The following is a 22,890-nucleotide window of genomic DNA, read 5'->3' on the forward strand; positions in this document are numbered from 1 at the left end:
TTAAGATATTATTAAATTTTTCAATATTATTAAACGACTATTAATAATATTTATCATTTTTTACAATTTTTTGTAAAAAAATAAAACATTAGTATTGTCAAACAACTTAATTTTGAGTATAATGATATGATTTTATTTTTCTAAGGAGAATATATGCGTTCTTTTAAGGCATTTACGACCAAAAGACAGACCTTTTCGTTACGAAAATTAACTGTTGGCCTTTGTTCTGTTTATCTTGGATCACTTTTGATTTTAGGTGGGCAAACTGTCTCAGCTGATTCACAAGTTACTCAACCAATTGATAGCGCTAATACCACTGTAACAACAACTGCAATTACTGACTCACAATCTACAACTTCTACTGTTGAAAATAGCACTCAAGCTTCTGAAATAACAAGTACGACATCATCTTCAGAGTCAACAACTGCAATACAGAATTCTGAAACTACAAATACTAACAGTACTTCACAAAGTCTCAATTCTACAACTAGTCAAGACTCTCAACAATCAAGTACTGCTCAGTTTTCTGAGTCAACAAGTTCTTCTATAGTTCAAAGTGCTGATTCAACCACTTTAAAAACAGCAACAAAGTTAGCTTTTCAGTCAAAATTGGCTTTAGTGACAACCGATACTAACAACAACCCAATTGCTAACTCATCAACACTGTCTGACAATACGAGTGGTATTGTAACAGCTTCTATCACGTCTAATACAGCAACAACTAATTTATCTGTTGGTAATGCTATTACTGAAACATTTAATTTAAACGTTTCCGGGACAGGTGCTGATTATAATGGTGGCACTTTACAAGTTAAAATTACTAATGGTAAATTAACAACGATCAGCACGACACCTCCTAGAGGCGTTACTTATACTATTGAGTATGTGGGTAACGATGCTTATGTAACATACACGCCAAACCTTCTAACGGGTGGTTCCGATTATCATATTGTTTTATCCTATAAGCCAAATATCACTGATAATGGAGGTACTTTTGAAGAAGCAGTAAGACCTGATAACAATTCAATCATCACTTCTGCACTCTTCTTAGATAAAGAAGGTTATCTTGTCAAAGATTTAGGAACAATTTCCCACCAATTTAAATCAGTAACTAATGGTGTTGGTGGTGGATCAAATATGTCACTTGGACAAGTTGTCGGTTACGATACCAATAAAGATGGAACCATTGATAGTGGGACAGAAGCCACCATTTCAATGTTTGTATGGACTGGTAACTGGAATGATGCCACGAAAACAGCATCTCGTGACTATAATGACCCTGGTACAGGCATTTATGATGGTAGAACAATCAATGGACTTGGTGGAAATAACATTAATCAAGGTGCTCTTGTTGAACCAATTGTCAGTGGAACTTATGATTTACCATTAAGACCTTATCAAAGTCTAAGTCAAGCTTCAAAAGATTTTGGTTGGACCGAAGATGCGACAGGTTATCATTTGTCATTTGACCGTGAGCATAATCCTATTGGTGGTGATAGCACATCAAATTGGAATAATTCATCAGATTATGTCCCTATCTCATTTGTTATTCAAGAAGGAGCGCCAGCTAAAGCTTTTAATGGTGATTATTATCAAACTGTAAATGCAACTTACAATTTAAGTGATGGCACTTCTTACACGCGCACAAATACTGTTAAGCTTGTGACAACGGTACCAACTTCACAAGCATCCAATAGTGTTATTACTTTAGCCCAAAATTTATATAGTAACGGAGACTCTGAAATTATCTATGCACATGGTCAAGCTTACTATAAAACAGATATTTCTTTATCTACAGCAGCTCCATTAGATACAAAGTATGCCATAGATAACTACACTGTCATAGAAGATACTGTCAATGATAATGAATATTACTATCAAGTAACAGTAGACGATCCTTCCACTCGTGGTATTTTACAAAATGGTGGTAGTATTGATGTCTATGACAATACTACAGGCACAATGTTAGGAACTATTACCTATACAAATCAAACTCTTGATATTCCTGAATCAAGCAAAGTCTCTACCTTACGTTATCAGTTCAATAACTTCATCCTAGAAAAGAATTCTATCTCTACGGGTAATATTAGTAAATTTACGATTCGTGAGAACACCTTCTTTGGTGATTGGAGAACTTTATATGATGATTCTACTATTACTAAGTTAACCTCAACCACTACTGCAACATTGACTAATTGTAGTGATGCCACTTCCGTAACACAAAGTAAATCAACCGACCTAACACGAACTGTTGTTTATGTGTCAATGGATGATGCTACTGGCGTTTCAACCTGGACATCACGAACAAATGTCCAAGGAGGTATTCAACACCAATACACAACCTATGCAAGTGAAGCAGCGACCACTGGGAGTCAGAAGCAAGAAATTGACTTAACTGCATATGAGCCACCAATCAGAAATGCCTATCTTGTTGATTACGAATTAGTGCCATCAGACCTTTCCAAATTTAATGTGTATTATGATTTTGGCAATACTGGTAAAGATTTGTATGTCGAAAAGGCAGTTACAACTAAATCTGGAGACACTTCAAAACAAACGGTTTGGACACTGTCAAATAAGTATGTCATCAATGGTACCTACACCGTACAAACAATTGGTTATTGGGACAACGTTGATGCTAACCTTATCCCTAAAGACGGTATCGATTTAGGTGTCGTTGAAGGTATCACTGTTACTGCTAAAAACTCAACAACACGAACTGATACTTTCGTCTTACAGGCATCAACATCTTCAGGGGCTTTATCAAAAGTTAAAGGAGATGCTGATAGGCATTATACCTATGCAACGAGTGGCCATCGAATTTGTGATCAAGTCAATTTTGAAATTGACTATACCAATACTTCTGCAACAGACTTGACAAAGGTAGAACTGATTACACAGTTGCCTCGTCTTGGAGATGTCTACAATGATGGTAGTTCACGTAATTCTCAATTTGATGTTTATCTGACTTTTGCATCTACTATAGAACCTACTACTGGATGGCATGCCGTCTACACTACTGCAACCGGAGATGCCCAAAGCATTGACAAAGCCACTTGGCTAACCGCAGATCAGGTAACTGATTGGTCAGCTATTACCAATATCAAATTTATAAACGACATCCCAATACCAGCCAATACAACACTTCAATTTTTCATTAAAAATGCAGTTATCGCAAATAATGCAACGGAAGGCGAAACTGCTTATCTTTCTACAAGTGATTCCGTTGATGGTGGTGTCTATTCTGAATCAAATACTGTTTCCATAAAAATGGCAACAACTATTCCTGATGGTAACCTCTATATCAATTATCTAAACACTGACGGGAATGTCATTAAACAGCAAATTGCTATGTTTAATGACCTAGAATCTGCATATGATGTTTCAGATAAAGATACTTATTATCCAGATATTTTAACTGCTGACGATGGAACCTACTACAAATTAGTTGCGGCAAAGAGTGATAATGCACCTGTTACTGGCGTTTATTCCACAACTGATGCGGTTATGACCTATATTTATCAAAAAATGTATGGTTCTGTAGTTCTTCATTTCTTAGAGGAAGGAACAGAAAAAGAACTAGCATCTACTATTACCTATTTAGGAGAAAATACTCCAGCAGGAACATATTATGATACGGTGGGAATTGTATATTCTGACGGTATTACAAGAGCCGATGGAGTCTTTTATCCAAGTAGATTTAACTTAGTTGATGCTGATGGCACATTATACGCATTCAACTACAATAACCCAGATAATATTTCAGGTTTTGTACAAGAAGGTGTAACTGATGTTTACCTTTACTATGTAGCTCAGGACATGCGTAATAACTTGGTTGTAGAGTATTACACTCCAACTGATGATGGTGGTTTTTACCCTATCAAAGATATGGTTTTTCCTTACTCTGAATTAGGGGTATCTCCTAAAGTCAATGAATCTTACGACTTACACGATATTGGTGGTGTTAATTACCACCCAGAATACATAGTATATAACGGTACGCTTTACAAATATAGTGATTATGGTGAAATGACTTATGGTACTGATACAGGAACCTTTACAATTGACCGAAATTACTTTGATGTCGTATTGATGTACTTACCAACAACTATACAAGTCACTCAAGAAACTGTACTTCAGGATGCTGATGGTTCTGATTTAGGAGTATTATCTGAAAAAGAAGTAGTTGCGACTGATAAAAACTTTGGTGACGACTATTCTACTCTAGCTAAAAACATTCCAGAAAACACTGATGTTACAAGTGACATGGGAGATTACCTCGAGCGTGTTATTACAACATACATATTAAAAGATAATTCTGAAGCAACTGGCACTCTTCAAGATACTGACACTGAGTTAACTGAAGATGGTTCAAAAGATGTCGTATTTGTAGTTGTTAAAAATGTTGAAACTATTAAGACTATGAAACAAGGTTCTGTTACAGTTACTCATCAAATTGAAGGTAAAGAGCCATTCATCAACAATCAACCTGTTGTGTCTGATCAAGATTACGGTACTACCTTTACAACTGAGTCTCAAATTCCAGCAACAACTACTCGTAACGTTGAGGAGGCTAACCGTACTGGTGTTGAAACGACAACTTATGAGCTTGTTTCTGTCACAGGTTTAGACGATTCTTCTACTAACGATAATGGAACTGTAAGTGGTAAAGTAGATTCTACTTTAGAAAGTATTGTTTACACTTACCGTCCAGTAGTCACTACTGACTGGGTAATGAAACAAGGTACAGTTACAGTAACTCATCAAATTGATGGTCAAACACCATTTGTAGACCACGAATCAGTAGTTGACGGTGACTATGGTCAAACATTCGAGACAACAACTCGTATTCCAGAAACAACTACTAGAACAATCGATGAAGCAAACCGTACTGGTGTTGAAACAACTAAATATATCTTGGTAAGTGTAGAAGGGTATTCAACAAGTGCAACAAACACTGAGGGAACAATTGATGGGACAATTGACCAACCTAATCAAGATATTATTTATACCTATAAATCGGTTGTCAATACTAACTGGGTTGATAAAGTTGGTAGCATCACTCAAACCACTATTCTTGTGGATGAAAATGATAACCAACTAGAAGTATTATCTCCGAAAGAAACAACCAGCGAAAATGGTGTTTATGGTTCTGAATATACTACAACAATCAAAGGGGTCCCAAGCAATCCTAAACCTGAGGTGGTAGATAATGGTAATTCTATTACTACAACAATTACTACTTATGAAATCTTAGGGACACCTAGCAATGCAAATGGTACAATTCACTCAGATGTAACTGATGTCGTTTATAAAGTAGTTAAACATGTAACAACAAATACTGTCATGAAAACGGGTGATGTGACTCAAACAACAATATTGGTAGATGAAGAGGGAAATCAATTAGACACACTTTCTGAGAAAGAAACCCTACTTGATGATGCCGTTTATGGAACAACCTATACAACTTCAATTAAAGGAGTTCCCGAAAATAGTACTAAGCAAATTGATAATGGCAATTCCATCACAACAACAACCACTGCTTACACAGTAGAACCTACTCCGGCTAATGCTGAAGGGATTATTCAATCACGTGAAACAAATGTCGTCTATACTGTTGTGAGACATATTACTGTTGAAACAATAATGAAAACGGGATCTGTCACTCAAATGACCCTTTTAGTAGATGAAAATGGCGACCAACTACAAGTGCTATCTGAAAAAGAAATCGTAAAAGATCATGTTGACTATGGTACTGGCTATAAGACTTTTGCTAAAGGAGTCCCAACTAATTCTTCTACGATTGAGGATGTAAGTGATCGCATCATCACGACGACAACGACATACGATTTGCAATATTCACCTTCAAATACAATTGGCTCTGTAACTGCACCAATGACTGACGTTATCTATACCATTATTAAACGAATCACTATCAGCGAAGTCATGAAAACGGGAACAGTTTCACAACAAACGATTTTGGTAGATGATGCAGGCAATTTAGTAGAACTCCTTTCACCTTCTGAAGTCATTGCTACCGGTGATTATGGAACCAATTATTCTTCAACAATTAAAGGCATCCCATCTTCTATTTCTGAAATTAGCCTTGTCGGAAATGATACCATCCAATACACCACTTCATATAAAATCCTTAGCCAAGAAAGTGTAACAGGTAAAATCGATTCTCCGAATAAAGAGATTACCTACAAAGTCATTAAGGTGGTAACACGTGATCTTATTGGACATCAAGGTTCTGTTATTGTGAACTATGTTGACCAAGAAGGTAATAGACTAAAATCACCTGTTCTTGTTACCAATTCAGCAAAAACAGATAGTGACTATGATACTAGCGCTTATAAACTAGCTACTATAACAACTTTTGATGGTAAAGTTTACAGATTAGTTGCTGTTCAAGGCGCCGAAGTTGGAAAAGTTCGTGAAGGCGAAACTCAGGTAACTTATGTCTTTCAAGAAGTTCTGAAAGTCATTACAAAATGGACAGATGAATCTGGTCACTTTCTTAAAAGTTCGGTGACATCAACAGTTACTCTTCCTGCCGGATCAATCAATCACCCAATATCAATTTGTTAAATCAATAACTGATGAAAACGGTAATGTAACGCATATTTTCAAGAAATTATCTCAAGAAAAAACAACTATGCCAATGCCTTTAAGTCAAAATAGAATAAAAGATAGAAAAGTAGAAGGAAAAGACCTATCTCATCAATTACCATCGACAGGTGAAAATGACAATAATAGTGCTTTCCTTACTATAGCTGCCTTATCACTATTATCTGGTATCGGTTTAGCTCTACCAGGAAAAAGAAAGAAAGAAAGAAAAAATCTTAAGTCATTTTTAAGTTTAATAGACTATATTATTCTTATCCTAAAATTTTTTCTTTTTCATAACTCTCTAAAAAGCCAAGTGTTATTCTTGGCTTTTTATGTTTTTCAAAACTTTTCTATCCAAATTTCAACACAAAAAGCCCTAACTAAAGTTAGAGCTTTTTTATCAGATTAATCACTTATACCAAGGTTAAGCAGCTTCAAATTGAGAATTATAAAGGTCTGCATAAAAGCCATTTTGTAACATAAGCGCTTCGTGATTTCCTTGTTCTATAATATTGCCATCTTTCATAACTAAGATTAGATCAGCATTTCGTATAGTTGATAGACGGTGTGCAATGACAAAGGAAGTACGACCCTCCATTAATTTATCCATGGCATTTTGAATTAATTCTTCAGTTCTTGTATCAACTGAAGATGTTGCTTCATCAAGGATTAAGAGTGGGGCATCTTTCAAGAGGGCACGCGCAATAGTTAAGAGTTGTTTTTGACCAACTGACAAGGTTAAGGAATCATTTAAGACGGTATCATAGCCTTTTGGTAAGGTTCTGATGAAATGATCCACTCCAACTGCCTTCGCAGCGGCGACAACTTGTTCATCAGTAATGTGTTCTTGATTATAGATTAAATTTTCTTTGATAGTGCCTTCAAATAACCAGGTATCTTGTAAAACCATAGAGAAAGCATCATGAACTTCTTCACGAGTCATATCTTGAGTGTTGACACCATCAATAGCAATTCTACCTTGATTGATTTCATAGAAACGCATCAGCAAATTGACGATAGTTGTTTTACCAGCACCTGTTGGTCCTACTATGGCAATTTTTTGACCTGCCTCAGCAATGGCAGAAAAGTCATTAATAATCACTTTATCCGCATTATAACCAAAGGTCACATGTTCAAATGAAACATTCCCTTTAATATCTTGTAACTGACGTGTTTTCTTACTTTCTTCAAGCATTTCATCTTCATCAAGAAATTCAAAAACACGATTCATGGCAGCTGTTGCAGATTGTAATTGTGTCCCAGCTTGTGCGATTTGTGATAATGGTTGAGAGAAAATCCGTACATAAGTCATAAATGCGACAATTGTTCCTATTGTGATTTTGTTATCAATAACTAAAGAAGCACCAACGACACAAACCATGACATAACCAAAATTACCAATAAATTGCATCATCGGCATCATAATGCCAGAAAAGAATTGTGATTGCCACATTGACTTGTAAAGTTTATGATTGAGGTCAGTAAATGTTTCTTTAGATTCATTAGCAGCACTATAGGTTGTCACCAAGTTATGACCCGTATACATTTCCTCAACAAAACCATTAAGATTTGCCAAATTTGCTTGTTGCTTTTTGAAGAATGATTGTGATTTTGCCATGATAAAAATTGACAAAATAAAGCCAATTAAAACTGATCCTATCGCAGTCCACGCCATAGTTACATTAGTATGGAACATCATGATAATAGAACCTACTAATAAAATAGTAGCGGAAACAAGTGAACCCAATGATTGGTTCAAAGATTGTGTCATTAAATCCACATCATTGGTGACACGAGACAAGGTATCCCCTTGTGAGTGACTATCAAAGTAGGCTAAAGGTACCTTGTTAATTTTTAGGGCAATCGAATCTCTCATCCGTTGTGAGAAGCGTTGAATAATCGTCGTCACTAAAAAATTAGCTATATAAGCAACAACTGCACCAGTGATATATAAAATCGCTAATGATCCTGCAATTTGACCGATTTTATCTAGATCTAATTGACCGGTTAATCCTTTTGTAATAGCATCAGTAATCTCTTTTAGCTTATCAGGTCCTATCACTGTAATAATGCTAGAAATAACTGTAAAAACAATAGCAACTAAAAAGAAGATCCGGTAACCTTTGACATAAGGCATCATTTTAGAGATTAAGGATTTTTTTGTTTTATTTTCCATTTTCTAATTCCTCCTTAGAAAGTTGTGAATAAGCGATTTCTTGATAAACAGAATTTTCTGCTAACAATTCTTTATGAGTTCCTTGACCCACAACTTTACCTTCATCTAAAACCAAAATTAAATCGGCATCCATAATAGTTGAAATGCGTTGTGCCACAATAATCTTAGTCATTTCTTTCGTTTTTTGACTCAAATCATAACGTAGTTGACGATCCGTTTTATAGTCTAAGGCTGAAAATGAATCATCAAAAATAAGGATTTCTGGTTTACGTGCTAAAGCTCGAGCAATTGCTAAACGTTGCTTTTGACCTCCAGAAAAGTTGTTCCCACCTTGAGAAACTGTAGCATCCAGACCTTTTTCATTCCCTTCAATAAAGTCTTTAGCTTGAGCTAATTCTAGAGCATCCCAAATAGCAGCATCATTTATGTGACCTTGTTGACTTTGACCAAAATTCATATTAGAACGGACTGTACCACTAAAGAGCACTGCTTTTTGTGGAATATATCCGACTTTATTGTTCAATTCTTGATGTGAATAGTCTTTGATATTAATACCATCAACTAAAATGGCACCCTGAGTAACATCATAAAGGCGTGGTATCAAGTTTACAAGTGTTGATTTACCAGAACCAGTTGAGCCAATAAATGCGACAGTCTGACCAGCCTTAGCCTCAAAAGAAACATGTTCTATGACATCTTTCGATTCTTTAACATAACGGAATGAAACGTCTTGGAATGAAATAGAACCTTTTTCTACACTCTCATGAGCTTTTTCTTCTGAAAAGTTGACAGAAGGTTTTAGTGCTAGCACTTCATTGATACGGCCAGCAGAAACCATCGCACGTGGTAAGATAATGAATATGGCCACCATCATCATGAAGCCCATGATAACCTGCATTGCATAAGATGAGAATACAACCATATCACTAAAGATTGAAACACGTTCTTTTACATTAGACATAGCTAAGGCCATGCTTGTTTTTGAAATTGTCACATCATCAATTAAATGAACACCAATCCAATAAATAACAAGTGTTAAACCACTTGAAACCACTGTCATGACAGGATTCATTAATGCCATAATACGATTGACAAATAAGTTGAGGTTCGTTAAAGCAATATTTTCTTTGTTAAATTTGGCATCCTGATAATCCTCAGCATTATAAGCGCGAACTACACGAATCCCACTAAGAATTTCACGTGTTGTTCCATTGAGGTTATCGGTTAAACCTTGAATTTTACGCATCCTAGGAAAGGCTACACTTAGAATAAATAGCAACAAAATCATGACAATTACGACAGCAACACCTACTGCCATTGTCCAATGGTCACTTTTACCCCAAATCTTTGTTAAAGCCCATGCTGCCATAATGGGACCACGAGTGACAACCTGCATCCCCATGACAATCATTATCTGCAATTGCGTCAAGTCATTAGTTGTTCTTGTCAAGAGTGAAGGCACAGAAAATTGTTTAATTTCAGCATCTGAAAAATCAATGACTTGATTGAAAACATCAGAACGTAAACGTGTAGTAAAACTAGCTGCTGTACGAGAAGCTAGAAAACCAACAATAACCGCAGACATAAAAGAACCAAATGAAAATAATAGCATTTTTGAGCCTGGATCCATAATATCAGCAGCAGTTGTACCTTTGGTTTGTAAAAGTGTGGTAATTTTTGACATATAAGAAGGCGATTTTAAATCAGCCCAAACCGCCAAGCAGATAAAAAGCGTACTAAGTGCAATCATACCCCACTCTTTGGCATTTAAACGTTTAATAATCTTAAACATTAGTTTCTCCTTTTCATTTCATTCTTAATATTTGTTTTGAGAGTAAAAAGTACCTTCCTTGTAATTTCAGCATCTTCTTTAGTAATATCTTTAAGAAAAACATCATGAATATGATCTAAATATTGCTTAAGCTGGTCAGCTTTTCCTCTTCCAAAATCCGTTAAACAGATGTGTTTGACACGTTTATCTTTTTTTGAAATCTGAACTTCTACAAAACCATTACGCTCCATACGCCTTATAAGATTTGAAGTAACAGACTTCGAAATTTTCAGATGTGATTCGACATCTTTAAACGATAAATCTTTGTCAGGATTTTCGAGTAAGTACATAATAACAAAACCTTGAGGGCCACCTAGATGTTCAACATCAAAATGTTTTGCCTCTTCATAGATAAATTGTTCAACTTCGTTGATAAAATTTTTTAATTCTCGAAAGCCTGATTCCATAGCATTTGCCATGATCTCCTCCTTAAAAATTGTTATCGTGAGAACTATTATAGTTCTCATGAGAACTATTGTCAAGAAAAAAGTTCGCATGAGAACTTTTTTTATTTCTTTTTAAATACTTCTACATTCATTTATGTAATTGCGAATAATTAAGTTAATTTTAAGTTAGCCAGCTTATAGTATAAACATCCTAAAACTTTTCTTTTTCATAAATCTCTCAAAAAAGCCAAGATTTCTCTTGGCTTTTTTGCTTTTTTAAAGATAGGATTATAACTACACTACTTCTAAGGTGCTCTTATTTATAACCCAGCTCTTTTTTCTTTTTCCGTAATTTTATCCAAATAGAAGGAATTAACACAAGATAAATAAGAATTAGTAATAATAATATAATAAATAAGATGTGATCCACCATAGACTGTCTATTTTGTTGAATAAAGATATTGATGAATAATGAACATAAAATAATAACTAAAGGAATTAATCTTGTTCTACTAATGTTTGAGATCATTTTTAGTTTTGAACTATCATCTGAAAAAATTTCTTTATCTATAGCTGAATGAACTTGGTCAGCTGGCTTTCTAAAATAGTTCCAACCAACACATGAACCACAGTATTCCCATCCATAATCTTGATATAAAGTAAAGTAATCTTCACCTTGTTTTTTATTGACGTATTCTAATTGATAGATATAGTCTTCTTTTTCAGATTTTTCAAAAATAAAGAAACAAGGTAATATCACCTTCTTAAACTTCCAACCTTGTAAATGTTGCTCATGTAAAAAAGCTGTTTCTTCATCATAATCAGCAATTGTAAAGAATCTGGTTATTACTTTTTTAGTTTTTGTCATGGTACTTTTCTCCTTTGCTATTGTGATATAAGCGGTCTATTCGTCTCATTTCAATGGTCAACAATTCCTGACCCAACTGCGTTATTTTATATTTTTTGCGTTTATTTTCCTCTCCTTGGTAAGCTATAAGTCCATCTTTTTCCATTTTTGAAAGGGTTCCATACATAGTCCCAGGACTAATAACAATATCACCTTGCGTCAGATTTTCAACAAATTGTCCAATACCATAGCCATGATTTTCCTCTTGAAGTGTAAATAAGATATAAAAGGCTGTCTCTGACATCGGCATATAAATTCTACTTAATCGTTTGTCCACTATTGTTCCTTTCTATCGTTCTTCGATATATCGAGATTCGTTATATATGTCAAGTTTAATTTTACAAATAAGAAAAAAGCCTTTAATAAGGCTTTTTATTTTCAATGATTTAAATACTTCTCAAATTCCTCTTTGTAATCAGGATGCCATCGTGATAGAGCTGGTCTGTTCTCAATAATATCATACATAGCCCAATGCATCCGACGGTCATCCATTTCTTTTGTCACTTCATTATCTAAGCAAATAATATAGAATTGGTCATTTAATAAGCCTTTTTCTAATGCTTCAATGACTTGTTCAGGATACCATGGTTCTGCCGGTTTTGATGTTTTATCATTAAAATCAGCATCTTTAAAATTCATGGGTGGCCAAGTATAACCTGGAACCAACAAGTGTGCTGATACCTGATCTTCTTCTCTATTACGTAATTCATAAGCCAATTGTTCAGTCAATACTTTTACACTTGCTTTAGAAACAGAATAAGCCGCATTTCCAGGTGGTGTTGTAATGCCTTCTTTAGAACCTAAATTAACTATTGCCGATGGTGTTTTTTGTTCTAGCATTTTTGGAATAAAAAGACTTTGGATGTCAATCATTGAAAATAAATTAACAGCCATAGTCAATTTCCAATTATCAAGATTTGTCCATGGGCTTGTCTGACAACCAATACCGACATTATTAAATAGTAGATTGACCTGACCAAAATTATCATATGCTATCTCAACAAGTCTTTTTAATACTTGACTATCTGTTATATCTCCAACTAGTGTTTGACAAGGTGTTTCTAGTTCACTATACAATTTTTGAAGTGCTGAACCATTTCTATCCAATAAGACCAGTTTCATACCAGCTTTTGCAAAATAACGAGTTGCTGCTTCACCAATTCCAGAAGCAGCTCCTGTGATAACCGCTACATTATCTTTTTTAATCACATCTACCATAGATTTTCTCCTTTATTTAAAAAACACAACATTATTTGATGCTAAACAAAGTTCAGCCACATAACAATTATCTGTTTGTGTACAGACTTGAAGTAAAGCATTTCCGACATCTTCTGGTGTTAAGAAACCTGACTTGTCATTTGACTCTCTATCACGACCATGACCAATCTCAAATTCAGTGACACCAGCATGTGGACAAAAGACTGTCGTTTTGATACCTTCTGATAAGAGTTCTTGTTGCAAAGCTTGACCAAGACCACGTAAAGCAAACTTACTACAACTATAAGCTGTTTCATTTTTTTGGCCTTTTATTCCTGTGACAGATGATACTAAAATAATTTGACCAGCATGTCTTTTCAACATATCTGGAACTACTGCACGCGTATAAGCATAAGCTGATCGCACATCGGTCTCCATAATCAAATCAAAATCAGCCATACTAGTCTCCATAAGCGACTGCACGCGCCCAATTCCAGCATTATTAATTAAGATATCAATTTGTCCAAAAGCATCTAAAGCTTTTTTCACAACTTTCTCAGCCGTCTGTTCACTTCTAGCATCACCAACGACATATATAGCACTTCCACCAAGTTCTTCACATTTGGCAGCCACTTCTTTTAGTCTGTTTTCTCTTCTAGCTGTTAAAATGAGTTGACAGCCTTCTTTAGCAAATGAATAAGCTGTCCCCTCACCAAAACCTGAACTAGCACCAGTAATCAATGCTGTTTTTCCTGATAATGTTCCCATAATGACCTCCTGAAGTAATTGACAATCACGTTAATAGCTGTTTCTTATAATTTTATAATACCTTAACTCATGAATAAGTTTGATAATATTGTCATATTTTTGGTAAAATAGTGTCATGAAATCATCCATTCAAAAAGAAATTAATTATCAAGCCTATCTCAACCGTGAAATCCATTACAGACATCATCGTTACGATGAAGAATTAAAACAATATTACTACATCAAAATAGGTGACCCTGAAGGTGCTAGGAGAGCAGGTCATGAGATGTTTACCTCACAAATGACTGGAAAATTATCTGATGATGCGTTAAGAGACAAAAAATACTTATTTGTGGCATCAACTACTCTTGCGACACGATTCGCCATTCAAGGTGGTATGAGAGAAGAGGAAGCTTATAATACAAGTGATCTTTTTATCCAAACAATGGATAAATGTACAACTATTAATGAAATCAATCATTTACAAGAAAAGATGATTATTGATTTTGCTAATGCTGTTAAAAAACAAGAAAAAAAGCTAATTCAAAAATTACCTATTTTACATGCTATTCAATTCATTGAAGATCATCTTCATGAATCTATTTCCATCAAAGCTATTGCGGATGCCATCGGTTACTCTGAAAAATACCTTTCAAAAATTTTTAAAGAAGAAACACAGAACACTGTACAAGGTTATATTCAAAGTAAAAAAATTGAAGTTGCTCAAAACATGTTAAAAGATGGTGAGTTTTCAATACTTGAAGTTTCTGATACCCTTGCTTTTTCTTCTCAAAGTTATTTTAGTAAAATTTTCAAAAAACAGACTGGTATGACACCAAAACAATTCCAACTAAAAAATGACGATAATCGTATTCATGGAAAATAAAATGATTTGCTATTCATTTAGTACTATGATGATATTAAAAAAAGCCTTTAAATAAGGCTTTTTTATTTTTGAAAAGGTAACACTACAGAAAATGAACTTCCTTGTCCAATCTGACTTTCAACAAGAATATCGCCACCAAGTTGATTGGCTAATTGTTTAGCAATGTATAAACCTAAACCATGACCTCCTGTTTTCATATTTCGAGACAGTTCAACGCGGTATAGTCGTTTAAAAATTAAGGGAATATCTTTTTCTTTGATGCCCTGTCCTTGGTCAATCACATCAATCCTCACTGATTGCCCTTTTTGATAAGCTTTGATAATTAAAGCTGTATTTGCTTCTGAATACTTTATGGCATTGCTTACTAAATTTAACATGATACGGGATAAAGCATCATATTGACTTTTTATTTTGACAACTTCTGATGACACTTCAATATCAACAGGTCGATTATCTTGTTCTAAGGTTAATTGGAACTCTGATAAAATATCAATCAATAATTTTTCAAGATAAATGACTTGTAAACCTTGTTTGTCACCACTTTTTTGTTCATTTAAGCTCACAACATGTAATTCTTCAACTAATTGATTTAGGCGATACGTTTGCCTTGAGATTGTATTGAGATAATCGCTTTCTTCCTCTTTTGAAATAATACCATCCAAAATCCCTTCAACTGTTGCTTGAATAGAAGTCAGTGGTGTTTTGATGTCATGTGATAACTGAGCAATCATTATAGATTTTTCACGTTCACTCTCATTGAGCGAAGCAAAACTATTTTCCAACTCTAAAGACATTTGATTAAAAGAAACTTCTAAATCTTTAAACTCCAGCGGCGACTTAATAAGATTTTCACGATGGAAGTCTTTTTGAGAAATAGCTTGCATTTTTTCTTTTAATTTTTTGAGGGATGCAAAAACATTACTTAGAAGAAACAGATTAACAACACCACCTGCAAATGATGCCACTAGAGTCATCACTAAAATATATAACATGTTTTGTGAGGTTATCAACATTTGCTTTAATCCAATAATTAATCCAGCTATTGTGATAATCATAGACACTAAATAACCAATAATAATATATGTTCTTAATCTCATATTATCCCTCAAGTTTATAACCTAATCCCCAAACGGTCTTTATAGTTGGCGTTTTGTCAGTACTGTATTTAGCTAAGTCATTACGAAGTGAATGAATATGGACATTTAAGGTATTGGTATCATCCAAATAGTCTTCCTCCCAAACGGTTTCATACAGTTCTGTTTTTGAAAAAACATGATTTAAATGATTTGCTAAAATCCACAGTAAATCAAATGCCTTATTGGTTAAGTTGAGAGTCTGATTAGCAACGCTCACTACACGCGTACTATGGTCAATTACGAGATCTCCTATCGTTAAACGTTCTGTTTGATTACTGGTTGCCCCATATATTCTATTAAGTATATTTTTGACGCGAAGGACTAATTCGCGAGGACTAAATGGTTTTGAAATAAAATCATCTGCACCAAGGCTCAAAGAATATATTTTATCGGGTTCAGATATCTTTGCAGTAATAAAAAGAAATGGTTGGTCTGGCTTTTCAGCTAAGACTTCTCCCATAAAATCATAGCCATCCATATTAGGCATCATAATGTCACTAATAATCAAATCATATTGATGTTGGTGAAAATAGTGTAAAGCTTGATCACCATCACTAGCTACCGTCACTACATGACCCGCTTGCTCTAAGTAACGTTTATTAATATCTGTGATGGCTGTCTCATCATCTACTAATAATATCCTATAAGTCATAAACTCTCCTTACATAAAAAACTTAGTGTTATGCTTTTTCAAGTATAACACTAAGTATTAGTTGAACCAACTACTGATTTAAAGATCATTTAATGATTACGAAAAAGTATTCGTTTCCTATCCTTAAAGACTTTTTGTTTATTAATAGTTGAAGCTTGAATTTTGATTTAAAATTCCGTAGATTGAACCATGTATATAGTCTGGTAACTCTTGTTTTTGGGCATTTTTATAGATTTCTGAATCTGTTAAGTGTTGTTTTTCTTGATGGGCTTGTGGTTTTTGTGTTTCTGTATTGTCATTACCATAATTAAAGCTTGAGTTTTGATTAAGAATACCATAGATAGAACCATGAATATAATCAGGTAAATCTAGTTTTTGAGCATTTTCATAGATTTCGGAATCTGTTAATTGACGAGTCGACTGATTAGTATAATTTGCTGCAGATGCTGGAGTTACTGGATTCAGTGCTACAAAGATTCCCCCAGCAAAGATAGCTGAAACAAGTCCTAATTTTAAGTGTTTAGCAGTAGATTGTAATGTTCCTTTAGTTTTCATAAGAATACCTCTTTTCTTTAGGTTTGTTATTTTATGGTTTAAGTATACCAATCCCAAATAAAATAAACCTAAGTCAAATCTAAAATAATTCTTAAGTCTTTCTTAGCTAACTATAAAATCATACCTTACACCAAAAATAAAAAAGACACCTTAATAGGTGCCTTCATGCTATTGATCTATTGATTTTTCAATAATGTCTCCTGTTTTCGCATTAATAGTATAATCATATTCTTTATTATTTACTGTAAATTCGATTTCATAGGTGCTTGTCGCATCTTCCATGTCTTTTTTAACGGTCATCATTGAAGTTTCTTTTTCGGAAACATCAGCATCTTTTAAAGCTATTTCTTTCGCTTTATCTTGAGAAATAGACTTTTTAGTTAAATCTTTTGTTGAGGCTAAACCTTTTGTATCTGTTGATTTTTCAATAATTTTTCCATCTTTTGCATTAATGGTATAATCATAACTTTTCTTTTTAGTGTTAAAGTCAATCTCATAAGTTGAATTTCCATCGTCTTCATCTTGTTTCACACTTAAATTGGAGACTTCTTTTTTATTCAATTTAGCATCTTTTAGAGCGATACTTGTTGCTTTATCTTCAGAAATACTTCCATTTGTTGAGCCATTAGAGCATGCTGTCAATGCAATCGCCGACAATAATATGGCATTAGTAACCAGTAATTTTTTCATTTTATTTTCCACCTAATTACTTTAGATACTTTATTGTATCATAGTGACTATATTAATTCAAATAAATGCTGTCACTTAATCAAGTCTAATCTTTCTCATTTATTAAATTGATTATGTGCTTTTCAATTTCTTCCATTCATTTCTTTCATCTTGTTTTCGTTTTTGTTCCATTTTCTCTTTTATTCAATCTAGGATTTGTTGATTGATAAGAATAGTTTCATTATCAAAATAGTTTAATAATTAAATTTTATTGATTTTTTAATCTTTAGTGGTATATTAAATAACGGAGGATTACAATAAAAAACAATTTTAAACATCTTTTTATCTCGACCGCGACGATAACAAGTTTTCTTTTATTTGCCAATAACCATGTTCATGCCGATGATATTGTCGACACAACGTCAGGTTCTAACGTGACAAATACCGCAGCAGATACTACTAATACTAGTGAAGCAGTTGCTTTAACAACTACTGATAGTCAGGACACATCAGAGACAACTGTTGAGAAACCAGCTGAAACAGTTGATGGTAATATCGTTAGTAACGGTGGGCATGTTAATGTTGAAGGGCAAAATGCAACAGTCAGTGCTGATGGACAGTCTGTGACTTATTCTTATATTGTTTCTTATCAAGAAATGACAACAAGCAATAAAGATGATTCCGTAAGTGACTTAGCCATCAGAATTCCAAAAATAACTAATGCTAATGTGGCTTTTACATTAATTGGTACCAGAGATGAGAATGGTAATCCTATCTCAGTAAATGTTACTATGACCCAAATTAGCTATGAAGATGCAGCTTCAAGTGACGTTGATTTTTACGGCAATGCTGTTGACATCCCGTCAGCTGAAGCCTTATCTAATGGCGCTACTCCATATGTTGTTACAGGAAATGACGTGACTATTGATAGTGAAAGCTTTGTTAATACTTATAATTTATACACCAATACTACTGGAAGTCACGCTGTTAAAATTGATGTCACAATTAGTCTTGAAGATGCTAAGAAAATTAAATATTTAGCAATTGACGCTCGTATGGATTGGCATGGAAATGCAGAAGGTTACATCCGTGGTTTCGAAACTGGCGATCATTCTTTAGAAGATTTTCCATTACATGCTGTTACAACTACTACTGGCGATTTTAGTGGGCTAGCTAATCCTAGTTTGATTTCTGAAGATAATGTTCAAAATGGTCATTTAGTCAAATCAGTATCAAATCCTAATACCTATATCACACCAAATAATGGTGATTGGACTTGGATTCCTAATGATACTAATATTGATAGTAGTACCTTCTTTAGTTATGCTGATACTTTTAGAGTAAGGGATAACACTGACATCATTTACTACCTCTCTTTAACAGAAGATATGGCTGATCAAGATGTCTCTGCATTTTATACTGGAAATGTGTTAGTGGATTATGTTATCAAAGGAACAAATACAAGTATCAAATCAACATACACTGATACCTCAGTAAGCCCATTAGTTGATCTTAATGGACAAGCTGTTGCTTACAATACTGCTGAAAATGATACTGAAAAACCTGTCTTTATCACAGTAAATGGTATTTTATATCAGTTAGTTGGCCTTGCTAGTAATTCTGATTCTGAAACAGGCTATCTGGTAGAAGGAACAACACATGTTATTTACGAATATGTGCCTGTAAAAACACCACAACCAGATACAAAACCAAGTTCAAAACAAGAAGTTTATCACCCAACAAATCCATCTATCCAAAAAGTCACACAAGCAATTGTCTCCCAAAAACAAGCAAGCAGCAATTACAAAGCACAATTACCTCAAACTGGTGAGTCACAAAAAGACAAAACATTTAGTGTCTTAGGATTAATGACAATGATTACAGGACTCTTCGTTTTCCCAAGAAAAAAGCCAAAAAAATCATGAATAATTGATCACATTGGATAATTTAAAAAACTGTCCTTTTCATCAATCTCCCAAAAAAAGCCAAGAGATTCTCTTGGCTTTTTTAGAGTTCTTAACAATATTCAGCTACGGCTGTATGGCCAGCAATTCTACCAAATGTAAAGATGTCTGTTAGTGAATTACCACCTAGACGATTTCCTGCATGAAGTCCACCTGCAACTTCTCCTGCTGCATAAAGACCAGGGATAATCTGATTAGACTCATTAATAACATGAGTACTTGTATCAATCTTTAAACCACCCATTGTATGGTGAACAGCTGGTTTACGTGGTGTTGCATAAAATGGAGCAACTTCACATTTGAGATCAAATCCACCTTTGTTGAATTCAGCATCATAGCCTGCATCCACATAAGAATTGTAATTGTTTATAGTTGTCACAAAGGTATCAACATCCACACCAATCTTTTCTGCTAGTTCTTCAAGAGTGTCTGCTCTATATAATGTTCCAGCTTCTACTTGTGCATCTATTTTTTCTTGACTAGTGTTGTAAGCTGTTTCTTTTATTTTATCATCAGCTATTAGATAGAAAAGACCCCCATTATCGATAGCTGCTTGTGAAAGCTTATCACGACTGCCATATTCATCAACAAACCGTTTCCCTTTTTGGTTTACCATGATAAAGTTTGCTGGTGGAACTTGTAAGCCTGTAAAAAGTGCTCCTGTTACAGGATCTGACACAGGCATCATTTGTGTGAAGCCCATACCTACTAAATCAGCACCAACAGATTGACCTAAAATAATACCATCACCTGTAACTGCTGGTGTATTTGATGTTGCAATATCATCATCAATTTCTGACCAATATGTATTGTATTTTTGAAGCATCTTAGTATTGGCTCCAAATCCTCCTGAAGCCATTATAACAGCTTTTGCTTTGATAGTAATTGTTTGACCATTACGACCAGTTGCGATAATACCACGCACAATACCATCTTCTACGATTAATTCTTTAACAGGAGAATCTGTCAAGATAAGTCCACCTTCTTGACGTACATATTTATCAAGAACTGAAATAAAGGCAAATCCCATTGGTTGAACAGGTTTATGTCCACGTCGCCATAGGGCACCAACTGGCATTGTGACATCAGAATGATCAAATTCAACACCAACGTCTTGTAACCAATGGACAGAATCTAATGCATTTTCAGTTAACACTTTGATGAGATCATAATTCCCATGAATTTCATTTCCTTGTAAATCAAAGCGTTTGCCGCCAATATAAGTTTGAATACGATAAAGAAGTTTAGAATCAAATAAATAAGTTGGATCTTCTAGGTAATTCTTAACTTCTGTTTTCAATAAACGAAAATCTTCGACAAATTCAGGATCAATTTCAGACTCATCTTTGTTAATCAATTCCTGAAGATTATGAGCTTCGCCTGGATGAGCAGCAAATCCTTTTTGCCAAGCTGGATCAGGTGCATTCATTGGTCCACCTGCACGAACTGTATTACCACCAACTGCTGGGAATTTTTCAACAACAATGACTTCTTTTCCTTCTTGAAGGACAGTTGCTGCTGCCGATAAACCAGCACCTCCACCGCCAATAACAACGACATCCGTCTCATAAGTTTTATCTTCTTTGTCCAAAGCAGATGGCGCTTTACCACGTTTACGTAGAACATCGGGGTTTGCCCCTGCAAGTTTTACAGCACGTGCCACACCATCAAGAACACCATTTGATGTTACAGAAGCACCTGAAACGGCATCGACATTAAGGGTTTGACCATCAATAATTTCTGCTGGAATACGAGTGAAAACGACATCAGCAATACCTGAAGATTCTCCTGAAGAATCAATATCAATTTTTTCAATTCTTTCTTCAGAGAGTGTTACGGCCATTGGCAATTTACCATTATGCCCTTCAGTTGTTACTTGATAAGTCCCTGGTTCAAAACGAATTTCTTCTGGCACATTTAATTGATTAGCAACATCAACAAATCTTAAGAAACGATAAAAACAAGAATCTAAGAAATCTATTGTCCCTTCTGATTTTAATTGACCATTGTCATCAAAAGCTTGATGAGCTCTTCCAAGCAAGAATTCACTTCCAGGCATCACAACTGCATTAACTCCTGGTGCGTCAAGAACCTGACGTAAATGGAGTTGAGCACGTGAAGAACCTTGAATATCATATGATGCACCAACAATCATCAAAGGTTTCCCATCCAAAGGGTGAATGTTGAAGGACAACCATTCAAGAAGACTATTTAAACTAGATGGAATACTATGGTTGTGTTCTGGTGTTGCAATGATGACCCCATCTGCCTCTTGAATGTTTGTATTAAATGCTTGAATAACAGAAGAGTTTGTTTGATCATCTGTTTCATTAAACATTGGAACATCAGTAATCTCCATAATGTCAATATCCGCTTTGTCTGAAAAATGATTTTTCATAAATTGTAACAATAGACGATTATAAGATTTTTCAGCATTCGTTCCAACTATACCAATTAATTTCATTCTATCACTCCTTTTTTAGGCATCTACTTCCCATGCAAATGTCCGTTTGCGATTTGTATCTGAAGGGTTTACCAACTTATTTGTTAACTGAACAAAAGTTAAAAACTCTTCAAAGTGGTCTTCTAACTCAGCAACTTTTTCTAAATTAGATAAATTAAAATCATCATCTAATACTTGTTCAGAATGGCCAAGGAAAAATTCAGTCCCAGGCATAACTCTAGCTTTCAACTCTGGTGCATCTAAAATTTGACGCAAATGAGCTTGAGCACGTGATGTCCCTAGCAAACCCAAAGATGCCCCAACAATCATTGTTGGTTTGTTAATTAAAACTCTGCTTGTATAAGCAATCCATTCTAAAGCTGATGCTAGAGGAGCTGGAATGGTATGATCGTATTCTGGAGTAGCGATAATGACACCATCTGCAGCTTGAATTTTCTTAGAGAAGACATCAACTTCTTCAGGTGCTACTTTATCAGCAGGCTCATTAAAAGCAGGTAAATCTTTAATTTCTAAAATGTCAATCTCTGCTTGGCCTTTAAAATGTTTTGCCATAAAATAAAGTAATTTTCGGTTAGTCGAACGATCTGAATTTGTTCCAACAATTGCGGCTAATTTCATTATGTTACCTCTTTCACAAGATTTTTACAATGCAATTATACTACTTTAAAGCTATTTGTAAACGCTTAAAGTCAATAAAAGGTGTTAAAG

17 protein-coding genes are annotated in these 22,890 nt (G+C 34.5%); 4 read left to right on the plus strand and 13 right to left on the minus strand.

Annotation, left to right across the window (positions count from 1 at the left end; translation table 11 throughout):
- Positions 1 to 153: 153 nt before the first annotated feature.
- Positions 154 to 6,591, plus strand: a complete 6,438-nt coding sequence (locus STRUR_RS09650; RefSeq protein ID WP_006738531.1) for a MucBP domain-containing protein — start codon at positions 154 to 156, stop codon at positions 6,589 to 6,591.
- A gap of 73 nt (positions 6,592 to 6,664) precedes the next feature.
- Complete coding sequence (locus STRUR_RS09655) at positions 6,665 to 7,021, plus strand: LPXTG cell wall anchor domain-containing protein (RefSeq protein WP_006740729.1); 357 nt, start codon at positions 6,665 to 6,667, stop codon at positions 7,019 to 7,021.
- Between the two features lie 15 nt (positions 7,022 to 7,036).
- Here STRUR_RS09655 and STRUR_RS09660 read toward each other — a convergent pair whose 3' ends face one another.
- The 7 genes from STRUR_RS09660 to STRUR_RS09690 form a co-directional block, all read right to left on the minus strand.
- Entirely contained in the window at positions 7,037 to 8,788 is a 1,752-nt protein-coding gene (locus tag STRUR_RS09660) for an ABC transporter ATP-binding protein (protein ID WP_006739588.1), read from the minus strand.
- The gene (locus tag STRUR_RS09665) at positions 8,778 to 10,580 is read right to left on the minus strand and encodes an ABC transporter ATP-binding protein (RefSeq protein WP_006739455.1); all 1,803 of its coding nucleotides are present in this window, start codon (positions 10,578 to 10,580) and stop codon (positions 8,778 to 8,780) included. The genes STRUR_RS09660 and STRUR_RS09665 overlap by 11 nt, the downstream gene beginning before the upstream one ends.
- Positions 10,580 to 11,038 carry a MarR family winged helix-turn-helix transcriptional regulator gene (locus tag STRUR_RS09670; RefSeq protein ID WP_006738845.1) on the minus strand — a complete coding sequence of 153 codons (459 nt, stop codon included), beginning with the start codon at positions 11,036 to 11,038 and terminating at the stop codon, positions 10,580 to 10,582. The genes STRUR_RS09665 and STRUR_RS09670 overlap by 1 nt, the downstream gene beginning before the upstream one ends.
- Before the next feature lie 283 nt (positions 11,039 to 11,321).
- Positions 11,322 to 11,873: a DUF2812 domain-containing protein gene (locus tag STRUR_RS09675; protein WP_006740374.1), complete on the minus strand. Its 552-nt coding sequence runs from the start codon at positions 11,871 to 11,873 to the stop codon at positions 11,322 to 11,324.
- Positions 11,860 to 12,189, minus strand: a complete 330-nt coding sequence (locus STRUR_RS09680; protein ID WP_006740728.1) for a PadR family transcriptional regulator — start codon at positions 12,187 to 12,189, stop codon at positions 11,860 to 11,862. The genes STRUR_RS09675 and STRUR_RS09680 overlap by 14 nt, the downstream gene beginning before the upstream one ends.
- 101 nt (positions 12,190 to 12,290) lie before the next feature.
- Positions 12,291 to 13,130, minus strand: coding sequence for an SDR family NAD(P)-dependent oxidoreductase (locus STRUR_RS09685; protein WP_006739437.1), 840 nt, complete (start codon positions 13,128 to 13,130; stop codon positions 12,291 to 12,293).
- A 12-nt stretch (positions 13,131 to 13,142) separates the two neighbouring features.
- Positions 13,143 to 13,877, minus strand: a complete 735-nt coding sequence (locus STRUR_RS09690) for an SDR family oxidoreductase (protein WP_006738834.1) — start codon at positions 13,875 to 13,877, stop codon at positions 13,143 to 13,145.
- A gap of 115 nt (positions 13,878 to 13,992) precedes the next feature.
- Between STRUR_RS09690 and STRUR_RS09695 the strand changes: the two genes are divergently transcribed.
- Positions 13,993 to 14,742, plus strand: coding sequence for an AraC family transcriptional regulator (locus tag STRUR_RS09695; RefSeq protein WP_006740264.1), 750 nt, complete (start codon positions 13,993 to 13,995; stop codon positions 14,740 to 14,742).
- A gap of 62 nt (positions 14,743 to 14,804) precedes the next feature.
- On the opposite strand, the gene STRUR_RS09700 is transcribed toward STRUR_RS09695, so the two are convergent.
- The 4 genes from STRUR_RS09700 to STRUR_RS09715 form a co-directional block, all read right to left on the minus strand.
- The gene (locus STRUR_RS09700) at positions 14,805 to 15,839 is read right to left on the minus strand and encodes a sensor histidine kinase (protein WP_006740203.1); all 1,035 of its coding nucleotides are present in this window, start codon (positions 15,837 to 15,839) and stop codon (positions 14,805 to 14,807) included.
- A gap of 1 nt (position 15,840) precedes the next feature.
- Entirely contained in the window at positions 15,841 to 16,530 is a 690-nt protein-coding gene (locus STRUR_RS09705) for a response regulator transcription factor (protein ID WP_006739407.1), read from the minus strand.
- A gap of 141 nt (positions 16,531 to 16,671) precedes the next feature.
- Positions 16,672 to 17,085, minus strand: a complete 414-nt coding sequence (locus STRUR_RS09710) for a hypothetical protein (protein WP_006739887.1) — start codon at positions 17,083 to 17,085, stop codon at positions 16,672 to 16,674.
- A 168-nt stretch (positions 17,086 to 17,253) separates the two neighbouring features.
- The gene (locus STRUR_RS09715) at positions 17,254 to 17,775 is read right to left on the minus strand and encodes a PepSY domain-containing protein (protein ID WP_006740053.1); all 522 of its coding nucleotides are present in this window, start codon (positions 17,773 to 17,775) and stop codon (positions 17,254 to 17,256) included.
- Positions 17,776 to 18,188: 413 nt separating this feature from the next.
- Between STRUR_RS09715 and STRUR_RS09720 the strand changes: the two genes are divergently transcribed.
- Positions 18,189 to 19,679, plus strand: a complete 1,491-nt coding sequence (locus STRUR_RS09720) for an LPXTG cell wall anchor domain-containing protein (RefSeq protein WP_006738897.1) — start codon at positions 18,189 to 18,191, stop codon at positions 19,677 to 19,679.
- 91 nt (positions 19,680 to 19,770) lie between these two features.
- Here the strand turns inward: STRUR_RS09720 and STRUR_RS09725 are convergent, their stop codons facing one another.
- A complete protein-coding gene (locus STRUR_RS09725) occupies positions 19,771 to 22,182 on the minus strand; it encodes a flavocytochrome c (protein ID WP_006739124.1) in 2,412 nt (803 codons plus the stop codon).
- Between the two features lie 15 nt (positions 22,183 to 22,197).
- The gene (locus STRUR_RS09730; protein WP_006739611.1) at positions 22,198 to 22,800 is read right to left on the minus strand and encodes an NADPH-dependent FMN reductase; all 603 of its coding nucleotides are present in this window, start codon (positions 22,798 to 22,800) and stop codon (positions 22,198 to 22,200) included.
- Between the last annotated feature and the right edge of the window lie 90 nt (positions 22,801 to 22,890).

Source organism: Streptococcus urinalis 2285-97 (genome assembly GCF_000188055.2).
Taxonomy (GTDB): domain Bacteria; phylum Bacillota; class Bacilli; order Lactobacillales; family Streptococcaceae; genus Streptococcus; species Streptococcus urinalis.